This window comes from Vreelandella subglaciescola (assembly GCF_900142895.1).
GTDB classification, from domain to species: Bacteria; Pseudomonadota; Gammaproteobacteria; order Pseudomonadales; family Halomonadaceae; genus Vreelandella; species Vreelandella subglaciescola.
This window is the reverse complement of sequence record NZ_LT670847.1, coordinates 2,338,375-2,361,957: the sequence shown is the minus strand read 5'-3', so window position 1 is coordinate 2,361,957 and position 23,583 is coordinate 2,338,375. Positions and strand designations below refer to the sequence as shown.

18 protein-coding genes, 2 tRNA genes and 3 rRNA genes are annotated in these 23,583 nt (G+C 60.3%); 9 read left to right on the top strand and 14 right to left on the bottom strand.

Features of this window, described 5'->3' with window-relative positions:
* Positions 1-116 precede the first annotated feature (116 nt).
* From hisB to hisF, 4 genes are all read left to right on the top strand, one after another.
* A complete protein-coding gene (hisB, locus tag B5495_RS11025) occupies positions 117-710 on the top strand; it encodes an imidazoleglycerol-phosphate dehydratase HisB (RefSeq protein ID WP_079553724.1) in 594 nt (197 codons plus the stop codon).
* Positions 711-722: 12 nt separating this feature from the next.
* The gene (hisH, locus tag B5495_RS11020; RefSeq protein WP_079553722.1) at positions 723-1,364 is read left to right on the top strand and encodes an imidazole glycerol phosphate synthase subunit HisH; all 642 of its coding nucleotides are present in this window, start codon (positions 723-725) and stop codon (positions 1,362-1,364) included.
* A 66-nt stretch (positions 1,365-1,430) separates the two neighbouring features.
* Entirely contained in the window at positions 1,431-2,177 is a 747-nt protein-coding gene (hisA, locus tag B5495_RS11015) for a 1-(5-phosphoribosyl)-5-[(5-phosphoribosylamino)methylideneamino]imidazole-4-carboxamide isomerase (RefSeq protein WP_079553720.1), read from the top strand.
* Entirely contained in the window at positions 2,174-2,947 is a 774-nt protein-coding gene (hisF, locus tag B5495_RS11010; RefSeq protein ID WP_079553718.1) for an imidazole glycerol phosphate synthase subunit HisF, read from the top strand. The genes hisA and hisF overlap by 4 nt, the downstream gene beginning before the upstream one ends.
* A 4-nt stretch (positions 2,948-2,951) precedes the next feature.
* Here hisF and B5495_RS11005 read toward each other — a convergent pair whose 3' ends face one another.
* Positions 2,952-3,542 carry a YjaG family protein gene (locus B5495_RS11005; protein WP_079553716.1) on the bottom strand — a complete coding sequence of 197 codons (591 nt, stop codon included), beginning with the start codon at positions 3,540-3,542 and terminating at the stop codon, positions 2,952-2,954.
* Between the two features lie 102 nt (positions 3,543-3,644).
* Here B5495_RS11005 and B5495_RS11000 point away from each other — a divergent pair, with 102 nt between their 5' ends.
* Positions 3,645-4,328 carry a type 1 glutamine amidotransferase gene (locus B5495_RS11000; protein WP_079553714.1) on the top strand — a complete coding sequence of 228 codons (684 nt, stop codon included), beginning with the start codon at positions 3,645-3,647 and terminating at the stop codon, positions 4,326-4,328.
* On the opposite strand, the gene mnmH is transcribed toward B5495_RS11000, so the two are convergent.
* From mnmH to B5495_RS10980, 4 genes are all read right to left on the bottom strand, one after another.
* Complete coding sequence (gene mnmH / locus B5495_RS10995) at positions 4,325-5,443, bottom strand: tRNA 2-selenouridine(34) synthase MnmH (protein WP_079553712.1); 1,119 nt, start codon at positions 5,441-5,443, stop codon at positions 4,325-4,327. The genes B5495_RS11000 and mnmH overlap by 4 nt on opposite strands.
* Complete coding sequence (gene selD, locus B5495_RS10990) at positions 5,440-6,477, bottom strand: selenide, water dikinase SelD (protein WP_079553710.1); 1,038 nt, start codon at positions 6,475-6,477, stop codon at positions 5,440-5,442. Before selD ends, mnmH begins: the two co-directional genes overlap by 4 nt.
* A 64-nt stretch (positions 6,478-6,541) precedes the next feature.
* Positions 6,542-7,912: a DNA repair protein RadA gene (gene radA, locus B5495_RS10985; protein WP_079553708.1), complete on the bottom strand. Its 1,371-nt coding sequence runs from the start codon at positions 7,910-7,912 to the stop codon at positions 6,542-6,544.
* Between the two features lie 112 nt (positions 7,913-8,024).
* Positions 8,025-8,474 (bottom strand): copper resistance protein NlpE N-terminal domain-containing protein, encoded by a 450-nt coding sequence (locus B5495_RS10980; protein WP_079553706.1) that lies wholly within the window; start codon positions 8,472-8,474, stop codon positions 8,025-8,027.
* Positions 8,475-8,626: 152 nt separating this feature from the next.
* On the opposite strand from B5495_RS10980, the gene hisC reads away from it, so the two are divergent.
* Positions 8,627-9,688, top strand: coding sequence for a histidinol-phosphate transaminase (gene hisC, locus B5495_RS10975; protein ID WP_079553704.1), 1,062 nt, complete (start codon positions 8,627-8,629; stop codon positions 9,686-9,688).
* A gap of 196 nt (positions 9,689-9,884) precedes the next feature.
* On the opposite strand, the gene rrf is transcribed toward hisC, so the two are convergent.
* The 8 genes from rrf to B5495_RS10935 all read right to left on the bottom strand — a co-directional run bounded on the left by rrf (position 9,885) and on the right by B5495_RS10935 (position 18,590).
* Positions 9,885-10,000, bottom strand: a 5S ribosomal RNA gene (gene rrf, locus B5495_RS10970).
* A gap of 111 nt (positions 10,001-10,111) precedes the next feature.
* Positions 10,112-12,999, bottom strand: a 23S ribosomal RNA gene (locus tag B5495_RS10965).
* 261 nt (positions 13,000-13,260) lie between these two features.
* A tRNA-Ala gene (locus tag B5495_RS10960) sits at positions 13,261-13,336 on the bottom strand.
* A 114-nt stretch (positions 13,337-13,450) separates the two neighbouring features.
* Positions 13,451-13,527: transfer RNA gene (locus B5495_RS10955), tRNA-Ile, on the bottom strand.
* A 167-nt stretch (positions 13,528-13,694) separates the two neighbouring features.
* Positions 13,695-15,232: ribosomal RNA gene (locus tag B5495_RS10950) — 16S ribosomal RNA — on the bottom strand.
* Together the 16S, 23S and 5S rRNA genes with 2 tRNA genes alongside form the textbook arrangement of a ribosomal RNA operon.
* A 519-nt stretch (positions 15,233-15,751) precedes the next feature.
* Positions 15,752-16,414, bottom strand: coding sequence for a LutC/YkgG family protein (locus tag B5495_RS10945; RefSeq protein WP_079553702.1), 663 nt, complete (start codon positions 16,412-16,414; stop codon positions 15,752-15,754).
* Positions 16,411-17,838: a LutB/LldF family L-lactate oxidation iron-sulfur protein gene (locus B5495_RS10940; RefSeq protein WP_154045264.1), complete on the bottom strand. Its 1,428-nt coding sequence runs from the start codon at positions 17,836-17,838 to the stop codon at positions 16,411-16,413. The genes B5495_RS10945 and B5495_RS10940 overlap by 4 nt, the downstream gene beginning before the upstream one ends.
* Positions 17,835-18,590 carry a (Fe-S)-binding protein gene (locus B5495_RS10935; RefSeq protein ID WP_079553698.1) on the bottom strand — a complete coding sequence of 252 codons (756 nt, stop codon included), beginning with the start codon at positions 18,588-18,590 and terminating at the stop codon, positions 17,835-17,837. The genes B5495_RS10940 and B5495_RS10935 overlap by 4 nt, the downstream gene beginning before the upstream one ends.
* A gap of 292 nt (positions 18,591-18,882) precedes the next feature.
* Between B5495_RS10935 and B5495_RS10930 the strand changes: the two genes are divergently transcribed.
* Genes B5495_RS10930 through B5495_RS10920 form a run of 3 tightly spaced genes read left to right on the top strand, consistent with a single transcriptional unit; the run spans position 18,883 to position 22,914 of the window.
* A complete protein-coding gene (locus B5495_RS10930) occupies positions 18,883-19,653 on the top strand; it encodes a GntR family transcriptional regulator (protein WP_079553696.1) in 771 nt (256 codons plus the stop codon).
* The gene (locus B5495_RS10925) at positions 19,650-21,539 is read left to right on the top strand and encodes a sensor histidine kinase (protein ID WP_079553694.1); all 1,890 of its coding nucleotides are present in this window, start codon (positions 19,650-19,652) and stop codon (positions 21,537-21,539) included. Before B5495_RS10930 ends, B5495_RS10925 begins: the two co-directional genes overlap by 4 nt.
* A complete protein-coding gene (locus B5495_RS10920; protein WP_079553692.1) occupies positions 21,532-22,914 on the top strand; it encodes a sigma-54-dependent transcriptional regulator in 1,383 nt (460 codons plus the stop codon). The genes B5495_RS10925 and B5495_RS10920 overlap by 8 nt, the downstream gene beginning before the upstream one ends.
* Here the strand turns inward: B5495_RS10920 and B5495_RS10915 are convergent.
* Positions 22,890-23,561: a metal-dependent hydrolase gene (locus tag B5495_RS10915; protein WP_079553690.1), complete on the bottom strand. Its 672-nt coding sequence runs from the start codon at positions 23,559-23,561 to the stop codon at positions 22,890-22,892. The two genes, B5495_RS10920 and B5495_RS10915, sit on opposite strands and share 25 nt — an antisense overlap.
* Positions 23,562-23,583: the final 22 nt, after the last annotated feature.

The following is a 23,583-nucleotide window of genomic DNA, read 5'->3' as shown; positions in this document are numbered from 1 at the left end:
TAATGGTGGTTTTGTCGCAGGCTCTGCCCTGCCCATCCGGTGGTCGGCGTATTCGCTGGACCGCATGCGCTCCACCGGCGATTCCCTCAAGTGCGCGTTAGCGCAGGAGAAGCAACATGTCAGCGCGTATCGCCACGGTCAGCCGTGACACCCAGGAAACGCAGATCAAGGTGAGCGTTAATCTCGACGGCAAGGGCCAGCTCAAGTGCGCAACCGGAGTGCCGTTTCTCGACCATATGCTTGACCAGATTGCGCGTCACGGCCTGATTGATCTGGATATTCACGCCGTCGGCGACGTTCACATCGACGATCACCATACGGTAGAAGACATCGGCATTACCCTGGGCCAGGCATTTGCCCGGGCCATCGGCGACAAGCGCGGCATTTATCGCTACGGCCACGCCTACGTCCCGCTGGATGAAGCGCTGTCCCGCGTGGTGGTGGATTTTTCCGGACGCCCGGGCCTGTTCATGGATGTCGAGTTCACCCGCAGCGCGGTCGGGACGCTTGATACCCAGCTCTTCCAGGAGTTTTTCCAGGGCTTTGTCAATCACGCCGGCGTCACGCTGCACATCGACAATCTCAAGGGCTTCAACGCCCACCATCAGGCCGAAACGATTTTCAAGGCGTTCGGACGTGCACTGCGCATGGCGATAGCGGAAGATCCGCGCATGGCGGGCCAGATGCCGTCGACCAAAGGCTGCTTATAAGGAGAGCACAGCATGACTATTGCCGTCATCGATTATGGCATGGGCAACCTGCATTCCGTGGCCAAGGCGCTTGAGCACGTCACCGATGAAAACGTGATCATTACGCGTGACCCGCGCTGTATTCTGGGTGCCACCCGGCTGGTATTGCCCGGCCAGGGTGCCATTCGGGACTGCGTGGGCGAGCTTGAACGCACCGAGCTGCGCGGGCTGGTAGACGACGTGCTCGCCCGCCAAGGCAAGCCACTGCTGGGCATTTGCGTCGGCCAGCAAATGCTGCTGGAGCACAGCGACGAAAGCGGCGGCGTTACCTGTCTGGGCGCATTCAAGGGCGAGGTCAAGCGCTTCCCCGATGCCATGCGCGATAGCCACGGCGCGCGCCTGAAAGTCCCGCACATGGGCTGGAATCTCGTCGATCAGCGCCAGCCGCACCCGCTGTGGGAAGGTATCGACAACAACGAGCACTTCTATTTCGTGCACAGCTACTACGTGGAAGCGACGCGGGAGAGTGATGTGTTGGGCACCACCCAATACGGCCGCATCAACGCCCACGTGGCGATTGGTCACGAATCGACCTTTGCCGTACAGTTTCACCCGGAAAAAAGCTCTCGCGCCGGCCTGCGGCTGCTGGAAAACTTTGTGACCTGGGCCCCCTGAAACGGGTCGCCCTGAGTCTGGTCACCCACGTTTTGCGCCCGAGCGCCTCAAGAAGGTAACAACACCATGCTAGTCATCCCCGCGATTGATCTTAAAGACGGCCAGTGCGTGCGCCTGAAGCAGGGCCGCATGGACGACGCTACGTCCTACGGTGACGACCCCGTCGCCATGGCCGCGCGCTGGGTCGAGGCCGGCGCCCGGCGCCTGCATCTGGTCGACCTCAACGGCGCCTTTGCCGGCCAGCCGGTCAACGGCGAGGCGGTCACGGCCATTGCCCGCGCCTACCCGGATTTACCCATCCAGATCGGCGGCGGCATTCGCAATGCCGACACCATTGAGCACTACTTAAATGCCGGCGTGTCCTACGTCATCATCGGCACTCAGGCGGTCAAACAGCCGGCGTTTGTGGGTGAGATGTGCCGCGCCTTCCCCGGCCACGTCATCGTCGGGCTCGATGCCCGCGACGGCTTTGTGGCCACCGACGGCTGGGCCGAAGTCTCTACCATCAAAGCCACCGAGCTTGCCAAGCGCTTTGCCAACGACGGCGTCTCATCCATCGTCTATACCGACATCGCCCGGGACGGCATGATGCAGGGCGTCAACGTCGAGGCCACCGCAGCGCTCGCCCGCGACGGCGGCCTGCCAGTGATTGCCTCGGGCGGGGTGACCAACCTTGATGATATCCACGCGCTGTGCGACGTCGCCGACAGCGGCATTCTGGGCGCGATTACCGGCCGCGCGATTTACGAGGGCAGCCTCGACGTGGCCGAGGCCCAACGCCTGAGCGACCGGCTAACCGGAGGAGACTCATGAGTCTTGCCAAACGCATCATCCCCTGCCTGGACGTCGACGCCGGACGCGTCGTCAAAGGCGTCAATTTTATCGGCATTCGCGACGCCGGTGATCCGGTGGAAATCGCCCAGCGCTATAACCATCAGGGCGCCGACGAGATCACCTTTCTGGACATCACCGCCAGCCACGAAGGCCGCAATACCACCATCGACATGGTCGAGCGTATCGCCGGTGAGGTGTTCATTCCGCTGACCGTCGGCGGCGGCATTCGCCGCTGCGAGGATATCCGCACCATGCTCAACGTCGGCGCGGACAAGGTGGCCATCAATACTGCCGCAGTGACCAATCCGGAGTTTGTGCGCGAAGCCGCCGAGCGCTTTGGCAGCCAGTGCATCGTCGTTGCGATCGACGCCAAGCAGGTATCTAAGGAGGGCGAAACGCCGCGCTGGGAAATCTTCACCCACGGCGGGCGGCGCCCCACCGGCCTGGACGCGGTGGAGTGGGCGAAAAAGATGGTCGAGTACGGCGCGGGCGAGCTGCTGCTGACCAGCATGGATCAGGACGGCACCAAGGCCGGCTTTGATCTGGGCGTCACCCACGCCATTGCCGAGGCGGTCAGCGTGCCGGTGATTGCCTCGGGCGGGGTGGGCAACCTTGACCACATGGTCGATGGCGTACTCAAGGGCGGCGCCGATGCGGTACTCGCGGCGAGTATCTTTCACTTCGGCGAATACACCATCCCCGAAGCCAAGCGCTACATGGCCGACCGCGGCATCGAGATGCGGCTGTAACCGATTACTCCAGTGACAGCCCGAGGTTGCTCACGCCGTCGTTTTTGCCCAGCCGGCGGACGTCCTTGAGCAGTGCCTTGTTGAGCGGCTGGGAGACGGCATCCAGTACCGCGTCCTGAAAGCCATTTTCATCGTCGGTCAGCGGATGATCGCGGATTAACAGCGCCAGCCGCTGCGCGTCTTCTTCGCCTTCGGTCAGTTCGATGAAGGCGCGCACGCCGGCGCGCGAGGTGCGGCTGACGTCGAGCACCGCTTCGGGCGCTTCGCCGCGCAGCGTATCCAGCAGGGAAAACAGCGACACCACGACGTCCAGCGCGCGGCGGGCGCCAAAGCTGTCGTCGTCAGCGGGCGGTTCGCACTCGACGAGTTTTTCCGCTTGCCGGGCAAAATCAATGCTCGCGCCGCGCACGCTCAGCTGCTCCCACACCAGATCCAGCACGGCTTTCAACGCATGCGTATCACCGCAGCCGGTGGTTTGCGCATAGAGCGCATAGTTGGGCAGCTGGCGCTCGCACAGCGCGGCCATGAAAGCCTGCTGCGCGGGTAGCGTAAGTTGCTGCAGCCGCTGGTAAAAGCCAAGAGGTTTTAACGCCATGTTAGGGTTCCTGTGCGTGTTCCCCACACCTCTCGAGGGTGAAGGTCATGTGTGCCGGTAAAAGAGTTATCGGTTAAGCGTTTATCGGGTGAGGAGAATATCATGCACGTTCATTTGCTACAGCACAGCCCCGATCACGGCCCGGCGCGCCTTGCCGACTGGCTTTCCAGCATGGGCCACAGCTACACCGTGTTTTATCTCGACGACGGCGAGCTGGCACCGCATTCGGGCGACAGCGACGCGCTGATCGTCCTTGACGGCGACGAAGCGCTGCTGACCCGTCCACCGGCGTGGCAGCGAGCAGAAAAAAAGCTGATCGAACGCTACCTCGACGGTCAGAAGCCGCTGCTGGGCATTGGCCTTGGCGCCCACCTGATTGCCGAGGCGCTGGACGCCACGGTAGCGCCGGGCACCTATCCCGAAACCGGCTTTCATACCATCACGCTTGCCGACAGCACGTCGTTTGATTTGCCCGAGCAGTTCGCGGCGTTCATGTGGCATCGTACGGTGTTCAGCCTGCCGGACGGCGCCACGCCGTTGGGCGGCAGCGTGGCGGCACCGCTGCAAGGATTTGCCTGGGACGCAGGCCGTGTCGTAGGGCTTTTATGCCACCTGGAGGCAACCCGTGAAAGCGTCGCGACGCTGCTGGAAAGCCAAGCGCCTCCCGCCGGTCACGACGACTATCTGCAGCCGGCGGAAGAGATGCTCGCCACACCCGGGCACTTCGACCAGCTTGCGCCGCTGCTGGATCGCCTGCTGAGCCAGTGGCTGCGGCCAGCCTCTTAGGCGGTGTTGCTGCTGACCGGCGTATGCGCCGCCTGCCACTGCCGGGCAGCAGCCAGGCAGCTATCCCAGTCGCCCACATGAAGCTCGCGCAGCCCGGCATCCTGATGGCGTTTGAGATGGTGGCGATACAGCGGATCGTAATATTCGGTCAAAAGCGGCGCAAGCCAGGCTTCGTGAGCCTGACGATCGCCGCTTTCATGGGCGGCAAAGGCCAGCGCCTGAAGCCGTTGCAGCCGCGCCAGACGCGCGCTGCCCAAGCGCTTTTTCAGACGCAATAGCGCGTTGCTCAACTGCTGGCGCATCCGCAGCCAGCCTTCATCCTCGCCAAAACGGGCGCAGTGGGCGCGCTCAAGGTCAATAATGTAGTCTTGATTCAGCTGCTCCAGCCGCCAGTCGAGGGGCATTTCCACGCGAATGCGCGGGGCTTTTTCCATCGCCTGCCAGAAGCTTAGCGGGACGTTGACGCTACCTACCTGACGCGACTCGTCTTCCAGCGTCAGCGGGCCTGAAAGTGCCATCAGCCGTTTGGCCAGCGCGTGTTCAAAATCAATCTGCGGCGGCGGCGGCGTGGGCATGCGGCCAAACGCCGAGCCCTTGTGATTGGCAAAGCCTTCAAGGTCCACGCCGCTTTCCAGACGATTGACCAATACCGTCTTGGCACAGCCGGTCAGCCCGCCAATCACCAGCATCGATTGGCCGGCGGCGGCGTCAATGCGCGCGTTGAGCAGCTGGCGCATCGCTTTCCAGCCGCCTTCAATGCGCGGCGGCATCTGGCCGGCATCGCCCAGCCACTGCTGCACAATTTGTGACCGCAACCCGCCGCGGAAGCAATAAATCAGCGCTTCGGGATGCTTGGCCAGATAGCTGCGCCAGGCGGCAATTCGCGCGGCCTTGACCTCACCGCTAACCAACCGTTCGCCCAGCGCAATAGCGGCCGCCTGGCCGTGCTTCTTGTAAGCAATACCCACCTGATGGCGCTCGTCGTCGTTCATCAGCGGCAGATTGACCGCACCGGGCAGCGCTCCCTGAGCAAACTCGACGGGCGCGCGCACGTCGATCAGCGGATACTCATGACGAATCAGGGCGGCTTCAGGCGCCACGCTGACTCCACTCATCCGGTCACCTCGATCAGTGCATGACCATCCTGCGCCTTGCACGTACCAAACGCCGTGAGCTCAAGCCCGTGCTCGCGGCCAATGCGCTGGACGTCGTCTTCCCAGGCAGGGTCTACGGCCAGTAGCAGTCCGCCCGAGGTCTGCGGGTCGCACAGCCACTGCCAGTGCGCTTCATCCATTGGCGGCAACGCATCGCCCAGCGCCTCGCGGTTGCGCACGGTGCCGCCGGGAACAGCGCCCTGACGGCGGTAGCTTTCGGCCGCCATCAAACGCGGCAGGCGTTTGAAATCAAGCGTTGCGGCCACGCCGCTGGCGCTGCAGACTTCGCTCAAATGACCGGCCAGACCAAAGCCGGTCACGTCGGTCATCGCATGCACACCCGACACGCCGGCCAGCGCGACGCCGATGCGGTTCGATACCAGCATGGTTTCCCGAGCCAGCCCGCGGTGCTCCACCGTCAGCAGCTCGCGCTTTTCTGCCGTGGTCAGCATGCCCACGCCCAGCGGCTTGGTTAAAAACAGCAGATCACCGGGCCTGGCTGCGCTGTTGAGCTTGAGTCGATCAAGCGACACCAGACCGTTAACCGCCAGACCAAAGATCGGCTCGGGCGCATCAATCGAGTGTCCGCCGGCCAACGCCACGCCGTGCTCGCGGCAGACGGCCTGCGCGCCGGCCATGACGTCGCCGGCCACGTCGACGCCCAGTTTATCCAGCGGCCAGCCTAGAATGCCCAGCGCCATGACCGGGTCGCCGCCCATGGCGTAGACGTCGCTGATGGCGTTGGTCGCGGCAATACGGCCAAAATCGAACGGGTCATCAACGATGGGCATGAAAAAATCGGTGGTCGCAATCATGCCGCGGCCGTCGCCAAGATCGTAGACGGCGGCGTCTTCGCGCCCCTGATTACCCACGATCAAGCGCTCGCTGTCCGCCGGCGGCCCGGCTTTGGCCAGGATGCCATCCAGCACGTCGGGGGCGATTTTACAGCCGCAGCCGGCACCGTGACTGTATTGGGTTAAGCGAATGGCGCTCATGGCGTGTCTCCTTGGCCGAATCGATGGGGTGGGTAGTTTAACGCAGGCGGTTGTCTTCTACATTTCAAAGCGCATCCAGCGCGTCGCTGAGCTTGTCGACCGGGGTGACTTCCATCCCCCTGGGCGAGGTTTTGGGCGCGTTGGCGCGCGGTACAATGGCCCGCGTAAAGCCGTGTTTGGCGGCCTCGGCAATGCGCTCCTGGCCGCTGGGCACCGGGCGGATTTCGCCCGACAGCCCGACTTCACCAAACACCACAAGTTCTCTTGGCAGCGCGCGGTTTTGCAGGCTGGAGACCACGGCCAGCAGCACGGCCAGGTCGGCGCTGGTTTCCAGCACCTTGACCCCGCCGACAACGTTGAGAAACACGTCCTGATCGCCGGTAAACAGCCCGCCGTGGCGGTTGAGCACGGCCAGCAGCATCGCCAGCCGGTTGGGATCGAGCCCCACCGCGACGCGGCGCGGGTTGCCCAGCGCCGACTCATCCACCAGCGCCTGCACTTCGACCAGAATGGGGCGCGTGCCTTCCCATACCACCATGACCAGGCTGCCGGCCGCCTGCTCTTCGTTGCGCGAGAGAAAAATCGCGCTGGGGTTTTTGACTTCTTTAAGCCCCTGCTCAAGCATGGCGAAAACGCCCAGCTCGTTGACCGCGCCAAAGCGGTTTTTCTGCCCGCGCAGAGTGCGAAAGCGTGAGTCAGACCCGCCTTCCAGCAGTAACGAGGCGTCAATCATGTGCTCCAGCACTTTGGGGCCGGCCAGGCTGCCATCTTTGGTGACGTGGCCGACCAGCAGCAGCACGGTGTTGCTTTGCTTGGCAAAACGGGTCAGCGCGGCGGCGGACTCGCGCACCTGCGCTACGCCGCCGGGCGCCGAGGCAATATCCTCCAGATGCATGGTCTGAATGGAATCAATCACCAGAACATCGGGCTTCTCGCGTTCGGCCACCGCCAGAATCGTTTCAACGCTGGTTTCGGCCAGCATCTTGAGTCCTTCGCTCGGTAGCTGTAAACGGTGGGCGCGCATCGCCACCTGCGACAGTGATTCTTCGCCGGTGACGTATATAATCCGGCGTGTCTGCGCCAGTTTGCAGGCCGTTTGCAGCAGGAGCGTGGACTTGCCCGCGCCGGGATTACCGCCCAGAAGCACCGCCGAGCCGGGCACCAGGCCACCACCCAGCACGCGGTCAAACTCGCCGAAGGTTGAGCTCATGCGCGGCACTTCGCTCAGGTCCACCTGACCGAGATCGACCACCTCTCGGGTTAGCGCACCGGTATAGCCGCCTCGGCCTGACGGCGCGCCGGCTCCCGGGCGCGCCGGTGCCAGGCGCACTTCACTCAGCGTGTTCCATTCTTTACAGCTTGAGCATTGCCCCTGCCATTTACGATATTCAACGCCGCATTCGGTGCACACAAAGGCGCTTTTGGCTTTGGCCACAGGGCGCGCTCCTTACGCTATATTGCTGTTTTTCCTGAATTCAGGGTTTCACGTGCGGTAAAAACAGCAAAGGCGGCTCGTGGCCGCCTTTGCTGATCCGCTTACGTCGGGATTACTGGCGCTTGAGGCGCAGCATTTCGCCATTTTCGAAGCGGCGACGCTCGGGATCAATCAGTTCGAGCGTGCTTTGATCCATACGCAGGAAGTAGTACGTCTGACCTTCGTTATCCGGCGTCAATTCGTAAACGGTGGCGTCCGGATCCGAGGGCGTGCCGGTCAGCACTTCCCAGTTGCCGGCATAGTTTTCGTCCGGCGGGGTCTGCGGGTGGTTGATGTAGGAAGCGGTGAGCGTAAAGGTACGGTCCTGTGCGGCGTCAGCTTCTTCACCGACCATCTCTACGTCCAGGCCAATGCCGTCACAGTTGCGGCAAGGCAGAGAGCCCTGGTAGGTCGCTACGGCCGGCTCGATCGATTCCTGGCTGGCCGAGTCCGTCGGGCCACCGGCACAACCGGCCAGCAGTGACAGCATGGCCGAGCCGATCAACACGCTTCTTAAGTGCATCGTTTATCTCCTCATCGCGGTAAACAGGTCATATACGCTGCCAACAGCATAACTGCTTCGCGGTATCACGCCCACCCCCTCGGTTAACTTGCGCTTTTTTTTCTCCCAAGCGACCATGGCCAGTATCGTGCCACCCTATTCAGGTCGTTTCCATGAGCCAATTCTGGAGTCCCGCCGTACGTGAGTTAACCCCTTACGTCCCCGGCGAGCAGCCCACCGAGCAAGTCATCAAGTTGAATACCAATGAAAACCCTTACCCGCCAGCACCGGGCGTTGGCGAGGTACTGCGTCACTATTCAACCAATCACCTGCGCCTGTATCCGGATCCGACGTCGGCCGCGCTGTGCAATGCCTTGGCCAGCACATATGGCGTCACCGCCGGGCAGGTCTTTGTCGGCAACGGCTCGGATGAAGTGCTGGCCTTTGCGTTTCAGGCCTTCTTTTGCCACGGCGCACCGCTTGATGTACCGAGCATTACCTACAGCTTTTATCCGGTCTACGCCAAACTTTACGGCGTTGAGCTGCGTCAGCATCCGCTGAACGCCCGCTGGGAAGTTGACCTGGAAGCGCTGGCAGACGCCGGAGAAAGCAGCGGCGTCATTTTCGCCAACCCCAACGCGCCCACCGGCCACGCGCACTCATTAGCGGCGCTTGAGGCGTTGCTTACGCGCGTCACTGAGCGCGTGGTACTGGTTGATGAAGCCTACGTCGACTTCGGCGCAGAGAGCGTCGTCTCGCTGACCGAGCGCTACCCCAACCTGCTGGTTACTGGCACCTTTTCCAAATCACGCAGCCTTGCCGGCCTTCGCCTTGGCTATGCCATTGGCTCACCGGAGCTGATTGAAGGGCTCAAGCGAGTCAAGGATTCCTTCAATTCGTATCCCGTTGACCGCCTGGCCGAGCAAGTGGGCCTCGCTGCTCTGGAAGATACCGACCATTTCAACGCCTGCCGCGATTACGTCATCACCACTCGCGAGCGTACCCGCACACGGCTGGAAGCGCTGGGGTTTGAAGTACTGCCCTCTCAGGCCAACTTTTTACTCGTACAGCACAAGATATACGCCGGCGACCAGCTGTTTGTCGGCCTGCGCGAGCGCGGGATCATCGTGCGGCACTTCAACAAGGCCGGACTCAGCAACTTCCTGCGCATCACCATTGGCACCGACGATGAGATGGACAGCCTGATCGAAGCTCTGGAAGTGCTCTGCGGCTGATCACCCACCCCGGGGCGCCTCACGGCGCCCATCGCGCGGCAAAAGCCGCCCTCCTACAACTGACTGATACCACAAGGGGATTGTAGTAGGCCGGCTCCGCCGGGCGATACAGGCCGCAACTCCTCCGATCTTCCGTACTTTTCTTCCACGCACACAAAAAACCCAGCCTAGTGGCTGGGTTGATTGCGGTATAAGTGCCTGACGATGACCTACTCTCGCATGGGGAGACCCCACACTACCATCGGCGCTGAGCGGTTTCACGACTGAGTTCGGCAAGGGATCAGGTGGTTCACGCACGCTATGGTCGTCAGGCGAAACGGGTATATATCATGCTGACTGTTGACTAAAAACCGTCTGTGATCGTCTCGCGTATCCGGTCTGTCTTTCATCGTTGTCCTGCGACGCCAACCCCTTGGGTGTTATAGGGTCAAGCCTCACGGGCCATTAGTACACGTTAGCTCAACGCCTTGCAGCGCTTCCACACCGTGCCTATCAACCAGCTCGTCTTGCTGGGCCCTTCAGGAGGCTCTTGGCCTCGGGGATGTCTCATCTTGAAGGGGGCTTCCCGCTTAGATGCTTTCAGCGGTTATCCCGTCCGCATTTAGCTACCCGGCAATGCCATTGGCATGACAACCGGAACACCAGAGATGCGTCCACTCCGGTCCTCTCGTACTAGGAGCAGCCCTTCTCAAACATCCTACGCCCACGGCAGATAGGGACCGAACTGTCTCACGACGTTCTAAACCCAGCTCGCGTACCACTTTAAATGGCGAACAGCCATACCCTTGGGACCGACTTCAGCCCCAGGATGTGATGAGCCGACATCGAGGTGCCAAACACCGCCGTCGATGTGAACTCTTGGGCGGTATCAGCCTGTTATCCCCGGAGTACCTTTTATCCGTTGAGCGATGGCCCTTCCATACAGAACCACCGGATCACTAGAACCTGCTTTCGCACCTGCTCGACGTGTCAGTCTCGCAGTCAAGCACCCTTATGCTCTTGCACTCATTGCACGATGTCCGACCGTGCTGAGGGTACCTTCGTGCTCCTCCGTTACGCTTTAGGAGGAGACCGCCCCAGTCAAACTACCCACCACACACGGTCCTCGATCCGGATTACGGACCAGAGTGAGAACGCCAATGATGCCAGGCTGGTATTTCAAGGGTGGCTCCCTCCGATCTGGCGACCGGAGTTCAAAGCCTCCCAGCTATCCTACACAGGCAACATCAGCGTTCAGTGTGAAGCTATAGTAAAGGTTCACGGGGTCTTTCCGTCTAGCCGCGGGTACACCGCATCTTCACGGCGATTTCAATTTCACTGAGTCTCGGGTGGAGACAGCGTGGCCATCATTACGCCATTCGTGCAGGTCGGAACTTACCCGACAAGGAATTTCGCTACCTTAGGACCGTTATAGTTACGGCCGCCGTTTACCGGGGCTTCAATCAAGTGCTTCGCCGAAGCTAACACCATCATTTAACCTTCCGGCACCGGGCAGGCGTCACACCCTATACGTCCGCTTGCGCGTTAGCAGAGTGCTGTGTTTTTAGTAAACAGTTGCAGCCACCTGGTATCTTCGACCGGTTCGGGCTGAGAGAGCAAGTCTCTTCACCCTACGCCGGCGTGCCTTCTCCCGAAGTTACGGCACCATTTTGCCTAGTTCCTTCACCCGAGTTCTCTCAAGCGCCTTAGGATTCTCACCCTGACCACCTGTGTTGGTTTGGGGTACGGTCTCGCAGTATCTGAGGCTTAGAGGCTTTTCCTGGAAGCGTGGCATCAATGACTTCAACACCGTGGTGTCTTCGTCTCGTCTCTCGGCCTTAGGAATCCGGATTTACCTGGACTCCCAGCCTACGGACTTTCACCAGGACAACCAACGCCTGGCTCACCTAGCCTTCTTCGTCCCCCCTTCGCAATACTGTGAGGTACGGGAATATTGACCCGTTTTCCATCGACTACGCCTTTCGGCCTCGCCTTAGGAGCCGACTCACTCTGCTTCGATTAGCGTCGAACAGAAACCCTTGGTCTTCCGGCGAGGGCGTTTTTCACGCCCTTTATCGTTACTCATGTCAGCATTCGCACTCGTGATACCTCCAGCAGACTTCTCAATCCACCTTCATCGGCTTACACGACGCTCCTCTACCGCTCATCCATAGGATGAACCCGTAGCTTCGGTACCTGGTTTAGCCCCGTTACATCTTCCGCGCAGGCCGACTCGACTAGTGAGCTATTACGCTTTCTTTAAAGGATGGCTGCTTCTAAGCCAACCTCCTAGCTGTCTGAGCCTTCCCACATCGTTTCCCACTTAACCAGGATTTCGGGACCTTAGCTGACGGTCTGGGTTGTTTCCCTTTTCACAACGGACGTTAGCACCCGCTGTGTGTCTCCCACGCTCGCACTCACCGGTATTCGGAGTTTGCCTCGGGTTGGTAAGTCGGGATGACCCCCTAGCCGAAACAGTGCTCTACCCCCGGTGGTGATACGTGAGGCGCTACCTAAATAGCTTTCGAGGAGAACCAGCTATCTCCGGGCTTGATTAGCCTTTCACTCCGACCCACAGCTCATCCCAGCATTTTTCAACATACTTGGGTGCGAGCCTCCAGTTGATGTTACTCAACCTTCACTCTGGCCATGGGTAGATCGCCCGGTTTCGGGTCTATTCCCAGCAACTAATCGCCCTGTTAAGACTCGGTTTCCCTACGCCTCCCCTAGTCGGTTAAGCTCGCTACTGAAAATAAGTCGCTGACCCATTATACAAAAGGTACGCAGTCACAGAACAAGTCTGCTCCTACTGCTTGTACGCACACGGTTTCAGGATCTATTTCACTCCCCTCACTGGGGTTCTTTTCGCCTTTCCCTCACGGTACTGGTTCACTATCGGTCAGCCAGGAGTATTTAGCCTTGGAGGATGGTCCCCCCGTCTTCAGTCAAGGTTTCTCGTGCCCCGACCTACTCGATTTCACGCGATCAGATTTTCGACTACGGGGCTATCACCCACTATGGCGGCATTTCCCAATGCCTTTGTCTAATCAGTCACACGCTTAAGGGCTGGTCCCCGGTCGCTCGCCGCTACTGGGGGAATCTCGGTTGATTTCTTTTCCTCGGGGTACTGAGATGTTTCAGTTCCCCCGGTTCGCCTCGTATCCCTATGTATTCAGGATACGATACTCACCTTGTGGTGAGTGGGTTTCCCCATTCAGAGATCGCCGGGTCGCAGGTTGTTTGCCACCTCACCGACGCTTATCGCAGGCTACAACGTCTTTCATCGCCTCTGGCTGCCTAGGCATCCACCGTGTGCGCTTCATTGCTTGACCCTATAACCCGAAGGAGTCGGGGTTCGCAATGACAACGATTTGCCGGATACGCTTGAGACGTATCACATGATGCTTTCATCAAGTTCTTGTTTTAAAAACATTAAAACAGAATTCTTAACGAAACCATCGGTTTTTATCAGCATGATATACATTGTTAAAGAGCAACTGTTCAATGAACAGTGATAAGCACAACATGCGTTATGTACTTATCAATGGTCATGGAACACAAACAAACGGAAAATAACGTGACGTGTGGCGTATTGGTGGAGCCTAGCGGGATCGAACCGCTGACCTCCTGCGTGCAAGGCAGGCGCTCTCCCAGCTGAGCTAAGGCCCCAAATCGTTTTACTAAAACCGCACTGCTCACCAAAAATTTTTGTGAGGCCAGGAGAAACTCAGCGAAGTATAGCCTGCTATACGAGCTGTGTTTTAACGCCGCATCACGCAAATTTGGTGGGTCTGGGCAGACTCGAACTGCCGACCTCACCCTTATCAGGGGTGCGCTCTAACCAACTGAGCTACAGACCCGGTTTTTAACCGGCACAAACAAAGCTAAATCGGCCGATACTTACCAACTGATTTAACGTTTTATGCGACAGCTAAAATAGCCATTATTATTTAATAGCTACCGTTTGCTCTATTCGCTTGATCAGGTAATTCATTGTGAGCGCTTGCCGGGCGGATGACGCATCGTTTAAGGAGGTGATCCAGCCGCAGGTTCCCCTACGGCTACCTTGTTACGACTTCACCCCAGTCATGAACCACACCGTGGTGATCGCCTTCCGAAGTTAGGCTAACCACTTCTGGTGCAGTCCACTTCCATGGTGTGACGGGCGGTGTGTACAAGGCCCGGGAACGTATTCACCGTGACATTCTGATTCACGATTACTAGCGATTCCGACTTCACGGAGTCGAGTTGCAGACTCCGATCCGGACTGAGACCGGCTTTATGGGATTCGCTTACTCTCGCGAGTTCGCAGCCCTTTGTGCCGGCCATTGTAGCACGTGTGTAGCCCTACCCGTAAGGGCCATGATGACTTGACGTCGTCCCCACCTTCCTCCGGTTTGTCACCGGCAGTCTCCTTAGAGTTCCCGCCATTACGCGCTGGCAAATAAGGACAAGGGTTGCGCTCGTTACGGGACTTAACCCAACATTTCACAACACGAGCTGACGACAGCCATGCAGCACCTGTCTCTGCGTTCCCGAAGGCACCAAGGTATCTCTACCAAGTTCGCAGGATGTCAAGGGTAGGTAAGGTTCTTCGCGTTGCATCGAATTAAACCACATGCTCCACCGCTTGTGCGGGCCCCCGTCAATTCATTTGAGTTTTAACCTTGCGGCCGTACTCCCCAGGCGGTCGACTTATCGCGTTAACTTCGCCACAAGGATCTCAAGGATCCCAACGGCTGGTCGACATCGTTTACGGCGTGGACTACCAGGGTATCTAATCCTGTTTGCTACCCACGCTTTCGCACCTCAGCGTCAGTGTCAGTCCAGAAGGCCGCCTTCGCCACTGGTATTCCTCCCGATCTCTACGCATTTCACCGCTACACCGGGAATTCTACCTTCCTCTCCTGCACTCTAGCCTGACAGTTCCGGATGCTGTTCCCAGGTTGAGCCCGGGGCTTTCACAACCGGCTGATCAAGCCGCCTACGCGCGCTTTACGCCCAGTAATTCCGATTAACGCTCGCACCCTCCGTATTACCGCGGCTGCTGGCACGGAGTTAGCCGGTGCTTCTTCTGTGAGTGATGTCTTTCCGCCGGGGTATTAACCCGACGGCGTTCTTCCTCACTGAAAGTGCTTTACAACCCGAAGGCCTTCTTCACACACGCGGCATGGCTGGATCAGGCTTGCGCCCATTGTCCAATATTCCCCACTGCTGCCTCCCGTAGGAGTTCGGGCCGTGTCTCAGTCCCGATGTGGCTGATCATCCTCTCAAACCAGCTACGGATCGTTGCCTTGGTGAGCCATTACCTCACCAACCAGCTAATCCGACATAGGCTCATCCAATCGCGAAAGGCCCGAAGGCCCCTTCTTTCCCCCGTAGGGCGTATGCGGTATTAGCGTGAGTTTCCCCACGTTATCCCCCACGACTGGGTAGATTCCTATGCATTACTCACCCGTCCGCCGCTCGACGCCTCCTAGCAAGCTAGGATCGTTTCCGCTCGACTTGCATGTGTTAAGCCTGCCGCCAGCGTTCAATCTGAGCCATGATCAAACTCTTCAGTTTACAATCATTGTGATTCTTACTCTCCCGCCGCTCGAAAGCGTTGGGAAAAAGCGAATCAAACTTGGCTCAAGGTTTCAAACGTTCTCAAAAAAACTCAACGACCGAAGTCGTTTCATCTTTGACGAGTCGCTTGCCTTGATAATAGGTGATTTGTCACCCACTCAGGCAAGCGCCCACATGAATTACCTGATCAACTTGTTAAAGAGCGTGTCGCGGGGTGAGTCATAAAAACTTACCCTGAACAACGTGTCGTTGTCGCCAGTGACTCAGCGGCTAACGTTGCTGCGAAGAAGGCGTATCCTACGCTTTCCGTGGTGTTTGTCAAGGGCGCTTTTAAAACCGGTTATCGAAAAATGAAACGTAAACCGAAGCGCTAACTGCCTGACAAACAAGAGCTTTTAAGGCTCTACCACCGCCGGTGACGTGATACGTCGTCGGCAGCGAGTGCGTACTCTACGGCTCAAGCTGGATATTGGCAAGGGCTTTTTCAACATAAGGGCAAATAATCGGGAAATCGTTTTAGTCCGCCCCGTGACGCACGATAACCACCAGCTCTTTAGGGCCGTGCACGCCGTACGCCAGCGTCTGTTCGATATCGGCAGTTTTGCTCGGCCCTGACACCAGCAGCGCGTTGGTCGGCATGGCGCGGGCCCAGCCATGGGCTTCTATCACGTCAAAGAACGTCTCGTCTATGGCTTCACTATCCAACACGGCGATATGGATGGAAGGCACCAGGCTGAGCCGCCGCGGCTCGTCGGGGGTGGGCCAGAGCCACAGGCTGCCGGTTTCCGCGATCGCGCCCCCCGTAGAGGTCAGGCCGGCATCGACCCGTTCAAACTGCTCGCGCTGCCAGCGTTCAATCTCGCGCGCCGGATCCACCAGCTCAACGCCGGCCTCCGCCAGACCGGCACGCGCCTCGCAGGCCACCGGATGCTCATGCCCCAGCGCCAGCCGCTTGATACCCTTGTCATGGAGAATAGCGGCCAGCGCCTGCGTCCAGCTTGAGCGCTGCGCGTGCACCACCTCGGCATGCACCGAGGTAATCAGCTGCTCGAAGCGCGCCAGGCGCTCGTCATGGTCCCAGCCGCGCCCGGTCATTACCGAAAAATCGCTCTCGGGTACGGGGATCGCCCCGTCGGTGCGCGTCCGCAGGTGATTGAGGATGATATCGCGTGCGCTCATTCCTGCCCCCTTTTAGCGTGATGACGCTTGACCAACGTATGTAGCGACGTTTTGGCCGGCTGCGGCAACGTGCGGTAGTCGGTCCACGGGGCGAGTTTCGCCGGCATTAGCGCGCGCAGCTTGCTCGCCATCGTCAGGCCGCTGCGCCACACGCCGGGGTGCGTAGCCGCCCACTGCCAGCTTTTCCACGCCGCCAGCTCTTTCTTGTTGCGTTTGACGCCAGCGCCCGGCACGTTGCCGCGCCCCTCGCCAACGGCTTCCTTGCGCAGCCTTACCAGCAGATCAGGAATGGGAATCTTGACCGGGCATACCTCGCCGCACGCGCCGCACAGGCTCGAGGCGCTGGGCAGATCCTGCGTTTCCTCCAGCCCTATCAGGTGCGGCATCAAAATACTGCCGATCGGGCCGGGATAGGTCGTGCCATAGGCATGCCCGCCAACGCGGGTATAGACCGGGCAGTGGTTCATGCAGGCGCCGCAGCGGATGCAGCGCAGCGTATCGAGTAGCTCGTCATCCTGATAAATGTTCGAGCGGCCGTTATCCACCAGCACCAGGTGCACTTCTTTGGGCCCATCAAACTCGCCCGCCTGGCGCGGCGCGTTGATCATATTGAAGTAGGTGGTGACGTGCTGGCCGGTTGCCGAGCGCGTTAAGAGGGAGTAAAGCGGCGGCACGTCGCGCAGGTGCTCAACCACTTTCTCGATGCCCGTTACCGCCACGTGCACCGGCGGCACGGTGGTGGTCATGCGCCCGTTGCCTTCGTTTTCGACCAGACACAGCGTACCGGTTTCCGCCACGGCAAAGTTGACCCCCGAAATGCCCACGTCAGCCGCCATAAAGCGTTCGCGCAGCTGGGCGCGGGCGGCGGCGGTCATGGTGTCGACGTTGCGCGTGCGTTCGGTGCCGGTTTTCTCGTGCAGAATGTCGGAGATTTCATCAGTATTCAGGTGAATCGCCGGCATGATGATGTGCGACGGCGTTTGCTCGTTGAGCTGCACCAGATACTCGCCCAAATCCGACTCCAGCGCCTCGATGCCGGCGGCCTCAAGGTGCGCGTTGAGGTGCATTTCCTCGGTCACCATCGACTTGCCCTTGATCACCGACTTGGCCTCGTGACGGGCGCAGATATCGCTGACAATCTCACAGGCCTCGTCGCCGTCTGTGGCCCAGTGCACCTTGATGCCGTTGGCCTCGCAGTTGGCTTCGAGCTGTTCAAGCAGATCGGGCAGCTTGGCCAACGCGCGCAGGCGGATATTGGCCCCCAGCTCGCGCAGCGTTTCCACGTCCCAGTCGCTGAACGCGTCACCGCGTTTATCCATCAGCCCGTCCATTGCCCGGCGAAAGTTGGCACGGATCTGCGGGTTGCCCAACGCATCGTGCGCCTGACGATGAAACTCGCGCGGGCTATAGGTTTGTACGCTCATGACGTTCTCCGCCATAGATAGCTGGCAATATGTTCGCCCTGCACGGCTTTCTGCCGGTGTTCGGCATTGCCGTTGATGTTCATTAAGCAACCGCAGTCAGAAGTGACAAAGTGTCGGGCACCGGTCGCTTCAATGGCGTCGACCTTGTCTTCTACCATGGCGCCGGACACCTCCGGATGCCGCACGGCAAAAGTGCCACCGAAACCGCAGCACTCGGTGGTACGCACCTGTTCAACCAGCTCCACCTGACCCAGCTGATTGAGCAGCGCGGGAGCGGTATCGCCCAGCCCCATTTCGCGCCGGGCACTGCACGACGTATGCATGGCGACCTGCTCGGGCTCGCCCAGATCGCTCAGTTTCACGTGGCAAACGTTGAGCAAAAACTCGGTCAGCTCGAAGGTACGCGCCGCGACGTCTTGCGCCGCATCAACCTGGGGCGTATCGGCCAGTAGCGTGGGGTAATGCACCCGCAGCATGCCGCCGCAGGAACCCGAGGGCACCACAACCGGCCAGGGCTCGGGGAACAGCGCCAGCTGCGCCAGGGCAACGCGACGCGCCTCGTCGTGATAGCCCGAGGTATAGGCCGGCTGCCCGCAGCAGGTCTGATCATCGGGGAAAATCACCTCGATACCTTCCCGCTCAAGCAGGCGAATGGCATCGAGCCCGGCGCCGGGATAAAAGACATCAATCAGGCAGGTGCCATAAAAGTAGACTTTCTGCGGCTTGGGCGGATAGTGCTTAATGGGCGTCATATGCACTCCTCGCCGACAGACAGTTACTCGGCGAATGAACAAACTCGGGATAAAAAGATAAGCGCAACATAATTGGTAAAACCAATTAACAATAAAGATATTCCAGATTAATAAGGCGCGCTATGACTGTCAATTGCAGCATTCTCTGAAGTTGCCTTAAAGCACTATACTTTGGTTTTAGTGATACGAAATCACATCATATTCGCCTTGTCGCGCCTTACGCGGCGATTTATTATTGGTCTTACCAATTAAATATTAATGTCATCTGTCTCCATGACGTCAGGAAACCGTGATGCCCTATTCTTCGCTTCGCCAGCCACGCCTCGCCGATGTGATTACCCAACGCCTTGAAGCCATGATCATTGAAGGTAGCCTGAAGCCCGGTCAACGCCTGCCGCCGGAGCGCGAACTGGCGGAACAATTCGGCGTGTCGCGCCCCTCCCTGCGCGAGGCGATTCAACGGCTTGCCGCCCGGGGACTGCTTTCCAGCCGTCAGGGTGGCGGCACCTTTGTCAACGACACGCTCAACAACGGCTACACCGACCCGCTGCTGGAGATGCTCTCGCGCCATCAGGAATTCGACCTCGATCTGCTGGAGTTTCGCGACGCCATGGAAGGGCTTTCGGCCTATTACGCGGCGCTACGTTCCACGCCCGCGGATAAAGCCGCGCTGCTGGAATGCTTTGAAGCGCTCGACGGCGGCTTTGACGGCAACGACCCGGTCAAGGAAGCCAAGCTCGACGCCGCCTTTCACCTGGCGATTGCCGAAGCCGCCCACAATGTTTTGCTGCTCCACACCATGCGCGGCATTTTTCACCTGCTTGAACAAAGCATTGTCGAAAACCTCGCCAACCTGTTCGCCAAACCCGGCTCGCGCGGCCAGTTAATGCAGCAGCACCGCACCCTGCTGGACGCCATTGTGGAAGGCCGCGCCGAAGATGCCCGGAGTCACGCGCATGAGCATCTGGCCTACGTCGAAGACGGCTTGCTGGAAATGGCCCGGGCGGAAACCCGCGCACAGCGTGCCCTGCGCCGCGCCCAAAGCACTCGCGCGCCAATATGAGGCGGCGGCGTCTCAGCCGGCGCTTGGCCATCGCGCTGCTACTGCTGGGGCTTATTTTATGCATCTGGCAAGCAGCGCGTCTGGCGCACGAGCAGGCGCTAGCCAACCTGCGCGACGACGCCCACAACGAACTGCGCCTGTCGGCGGCCAACCTCAAAGGCTACCTGCTGCGCTACGATTACCTGCCGCAGATGCTCGCCTCCCGCGAGAGCGTCCAGCGCTTTCTTACCGCGCCCGACACGCAAAACCCCATGCCGCTGAACCTGCAGCTCGACCGCTTTCGCTTTACCGCCGGCGTCTCCGACGTTTACCTGCTGGATCGCGACGGCACCACCGTGGCCGCTAGCAACTGGCATCGCAGCAACACCTTCATCGGCCAGAGTTACGCCTTTCGCCCGTACTATAAAGATGCCATCGCCGGCGGCGAGGGGCGTTTTTACGGGCTGGGTACACAGTCGTTGGCGCGCGGCTACTATTTTTCTGCGCCGGTATGGCTGGATCACACCGGCCCCGACGCCCGCCCGGAAGGCGTCGTCGTGGTCAAGATTTTGCTCGGCGAAGTAGAGCAAGGCTGGTCGGCGCAAAACGCCGAGTTTCTGGTCACGGATCGCGACAACGTTATTTTCATGGCCAGCCGCAAAAGGCTGCGCATGAATGCGCTGCAGCCGCTGACTCACGCCCAACGGCGGATGCTGAAAGACACCCGCCGCTACGCTCAGGAACCGCTGGATGCCTCGGGCATTCGCGTTGAACACAGCTACCGCGACAACGTCCGCGTAGTCAGCTTTGCCCGCGGCCCGCTCACCCAGGGGCGCTACCTGAACCTGACGCGCCCGCTACCCGAGTTCGGCTGGAACATGCATATTCTCAAGCCGCTGGACCCGGTGATTCAGGCGCAGTGGCTCGCCGCACTGCTGGCCGGCGGGCTTTACGGGGTGGTCGCACTGGGCGGCGGCATCGGCTGGCAGCGCCTGCGGCTGCGGCGCGAACGCGAAGCCTTTGCCGAGCGTGAACGCCGCACGCTTGCCCGGGTGCGCGACGAGCTGGAAGACAGCGTTGAACGCCGCACCCGGGACCTGACCGCCAGCAACCGGCAGCTGTCGGCTGAAATGGACGAGCGCCGCCGCGCCGAGACCAGCCTGCGGCAAACTCAGGACGAACTGATTCAGGCCGCCAAACTCGCCGTGCTCGGCCAGTTGGCGGCCGGCATCAACCACGAACTCAACCAGCCGCTGGCCGCCATTCGCGCCTACGGCGAAAATGCCCGACGCTTTATCGAGCTGTCGCGTCTGGAACAGGCCGATGCCAACCTCGAACAAATCATCGAGCTGACCCACCGCATGGCCGACATCAGCGCCCAGCTGCGGCAATTTTCGCGCAAGAGCAGCGAGCGCCACGAACGCATTACCGTCCAGTCCTGCGTGGCCTACGCCTTGCGTCTGTTTCAAAGCCGCCTGCACGACGGCCAGATACGCCTTGTCCAGCAGCTGCCGGAAACGCCGGTGTGGATCACCGGTGATCTGGTGCGCCTTGAACAGGTGATCGTAAATTTGATCAGCAACGCCCTGCAAGCCGTGCAAAATACCGCAGCGCCCACCCTCAGCATTACCCTGGAAACCCCGCGTGAACACGCTTGCCTGCGCGTGGCCGACAACGGCCCGGGCATCGCCGAGGCGAATTTATCCCACGTCTTCGAGCCGTTTTTCACCACCAAGGCGCCCGGCGCCGGCCTGGGGCTGGGACTTTCGATCTCGGCGCGTATTATGGAAGACTTGGGCGGCAAGCTGAGCGTGGCCAACCGCCCGGAAGGCGGCGCCGAATTCACTCTGGCGCTGCCCCTTTCACCGCCGCCTGACGTTGCCCTGGAGACACCCCCTCATGCATGAGCCGTCGAGCCTACCGGTTATCGTGATCGACGATGAGCGCCACCTGCGCATTACCGCCGCGCAAACCCTCGAACTTGCCGGCTACACGCCGCACTGTTTCGAGACCGCCGAACAGGCGCTGGAAGCGCTGCCGGCCGACTTCCCCGGCGTGGTGGTCAGCGATATTCGCATGCCTCACATGGACGGCATGACGCTGTTACGCACGCTGCAGCAGCAAGATCCCACCCTGCCGGTGATCCTGATTACCGGCCACGGCGATATTTCCACGGCGGTGGAAGCCATGCGCGCCGGCGCCTGGGATTTTCTGGAAAAACCGTTTGCCGGCGACCGGCTGCTCGACGTGGTGCGCCGCGGGGTGGAAAAACGCCAGCTGAGTCTGGAAAACCACCGATTGAAAGCCGAGCTTGAAGCTCAGCAGGCCGCGCTGGGGCCGCGTTTGGTAGGGCGTACCGCGGTGATTTCACGGCTGGCTGCCATGATCCAGCGCATCAGCCAGGTCGAAGCCGACGTGCTGCTGTTTGGCGAAACCGGCACCGGCAAGGACCTGGTAGCCCGGGCCATTCATGAGCGCAGCCAGCGGCGCCACGCCCCGTTTGTGGCCATCAACTGCGGCGCGGTGCCCGAAAGCATTATTGAATCGGAGCTGTTTGGCCACGAGAAAGGCGCGTTTACCGGTGCGGTTGCGCGGCGCATTGGCAAGTTTGAACACGCCGACGGCGGCACGGTGTTTCTCGACGAAATTGAATCCATGCCGCTGGCGCTACAGGTCAAGCTGCTGCGCGTCCTTCAGGAACGCGCGGTGGAGCGTTTGGGCGGCAACCAGCCGGTGACGCTGAATATCCGCGTGATTGCCGCCACCAAAACCGACCTGAAAGCCGCCGCCGAGCGCGGTACGTTTCGCGAGGATCTTTACTACCGGCTGGACGTCGTCACCCTGCCGCTACCGGCGCTGCGCGAACGACGCGAAGATATTCCGCTGTTATTTCAACACTTCGCCGTTGTCGCCGCGACGCGCAGCGGCCTTGAAGCCCCGCCGCTTACCAGTCACGACACGGCAACGCTGCTGGCCCACGACTGGCCGGGCAACGTGCGCGAGCTGCGTAATCTGGCGGAGCGTTACGTGCTGCTCGGCGCCGCCTTCGACTACCGCCTGGGCGCCCTGCTGGAAGGCGCCAGCGATGACGCGACGGACGCCGGCCTGGCCCATCAGGTCGAGCTATTCGAGAAAAGCCTGATCAGCCAGGCGCTGGCCCGGCATCAGGGCCACGTCATTGCCGTCTGCCAACAGCTGGTCATGCCGCGCAAGACGCTTTACGACAAGCTTAAAAAGCACGGCCTGAAAGCCGACGACTACCGCCACAAGCCGGCGCCCTGAGACAGCAGCGACCCCAGCGCGTCCCACGGCGGCAGCCAGGGAATCAGCGTCACGGTGGCAATCAGCATCAGCAGGCTGGCCGCCGGCCGGCTCAGATCGGCCGGCTTGAGCGCGGTGCCAAACGAGCGCTTGAGCCGGCCGCCCGCCAGATCCACGCTGTAGATTTCATCCAGCAGCAGGTGAATCAAAAACCCCAGCAGCACGGCCATGCCATGACTCCAGGCCAGCCACGCCGGTTGTGCCAACCAGTGAAAGCTCAGTGCCGCCGCCGTCAGCGTGCACAGCGCGGCGGCCAGCAGCGAATGCCAGCCCCCACGATGAACGGTCAGCCGCGAGAACAGCGCGCCGCCCACATAGCGCACGCCAATATAGATGCCGACACACGCCAACAGCAGCACCGCGGGGCTAAGCCACGGCTGCAGCAGCACTGCGCCCATGACCAACGCGGGTACGGTCAGCAGGGTGAAAATCAGCCGGTTGGAGCGCGAATGATCCGCGTCGATATCGGGGAGAATGCCGCCAAACGCGGTGAGCGCGCAGACCACCAGCGCCTGCAGCGGCGGCCACCATTGTGCCTTGAAGCCAACATAGGCCAAAAGCGCCCCGCCGGCGGCGGCAACGGTAATATGCGTGCGGAAGTTAGCCATGCGGCGGCACCTTGAAAAAAGC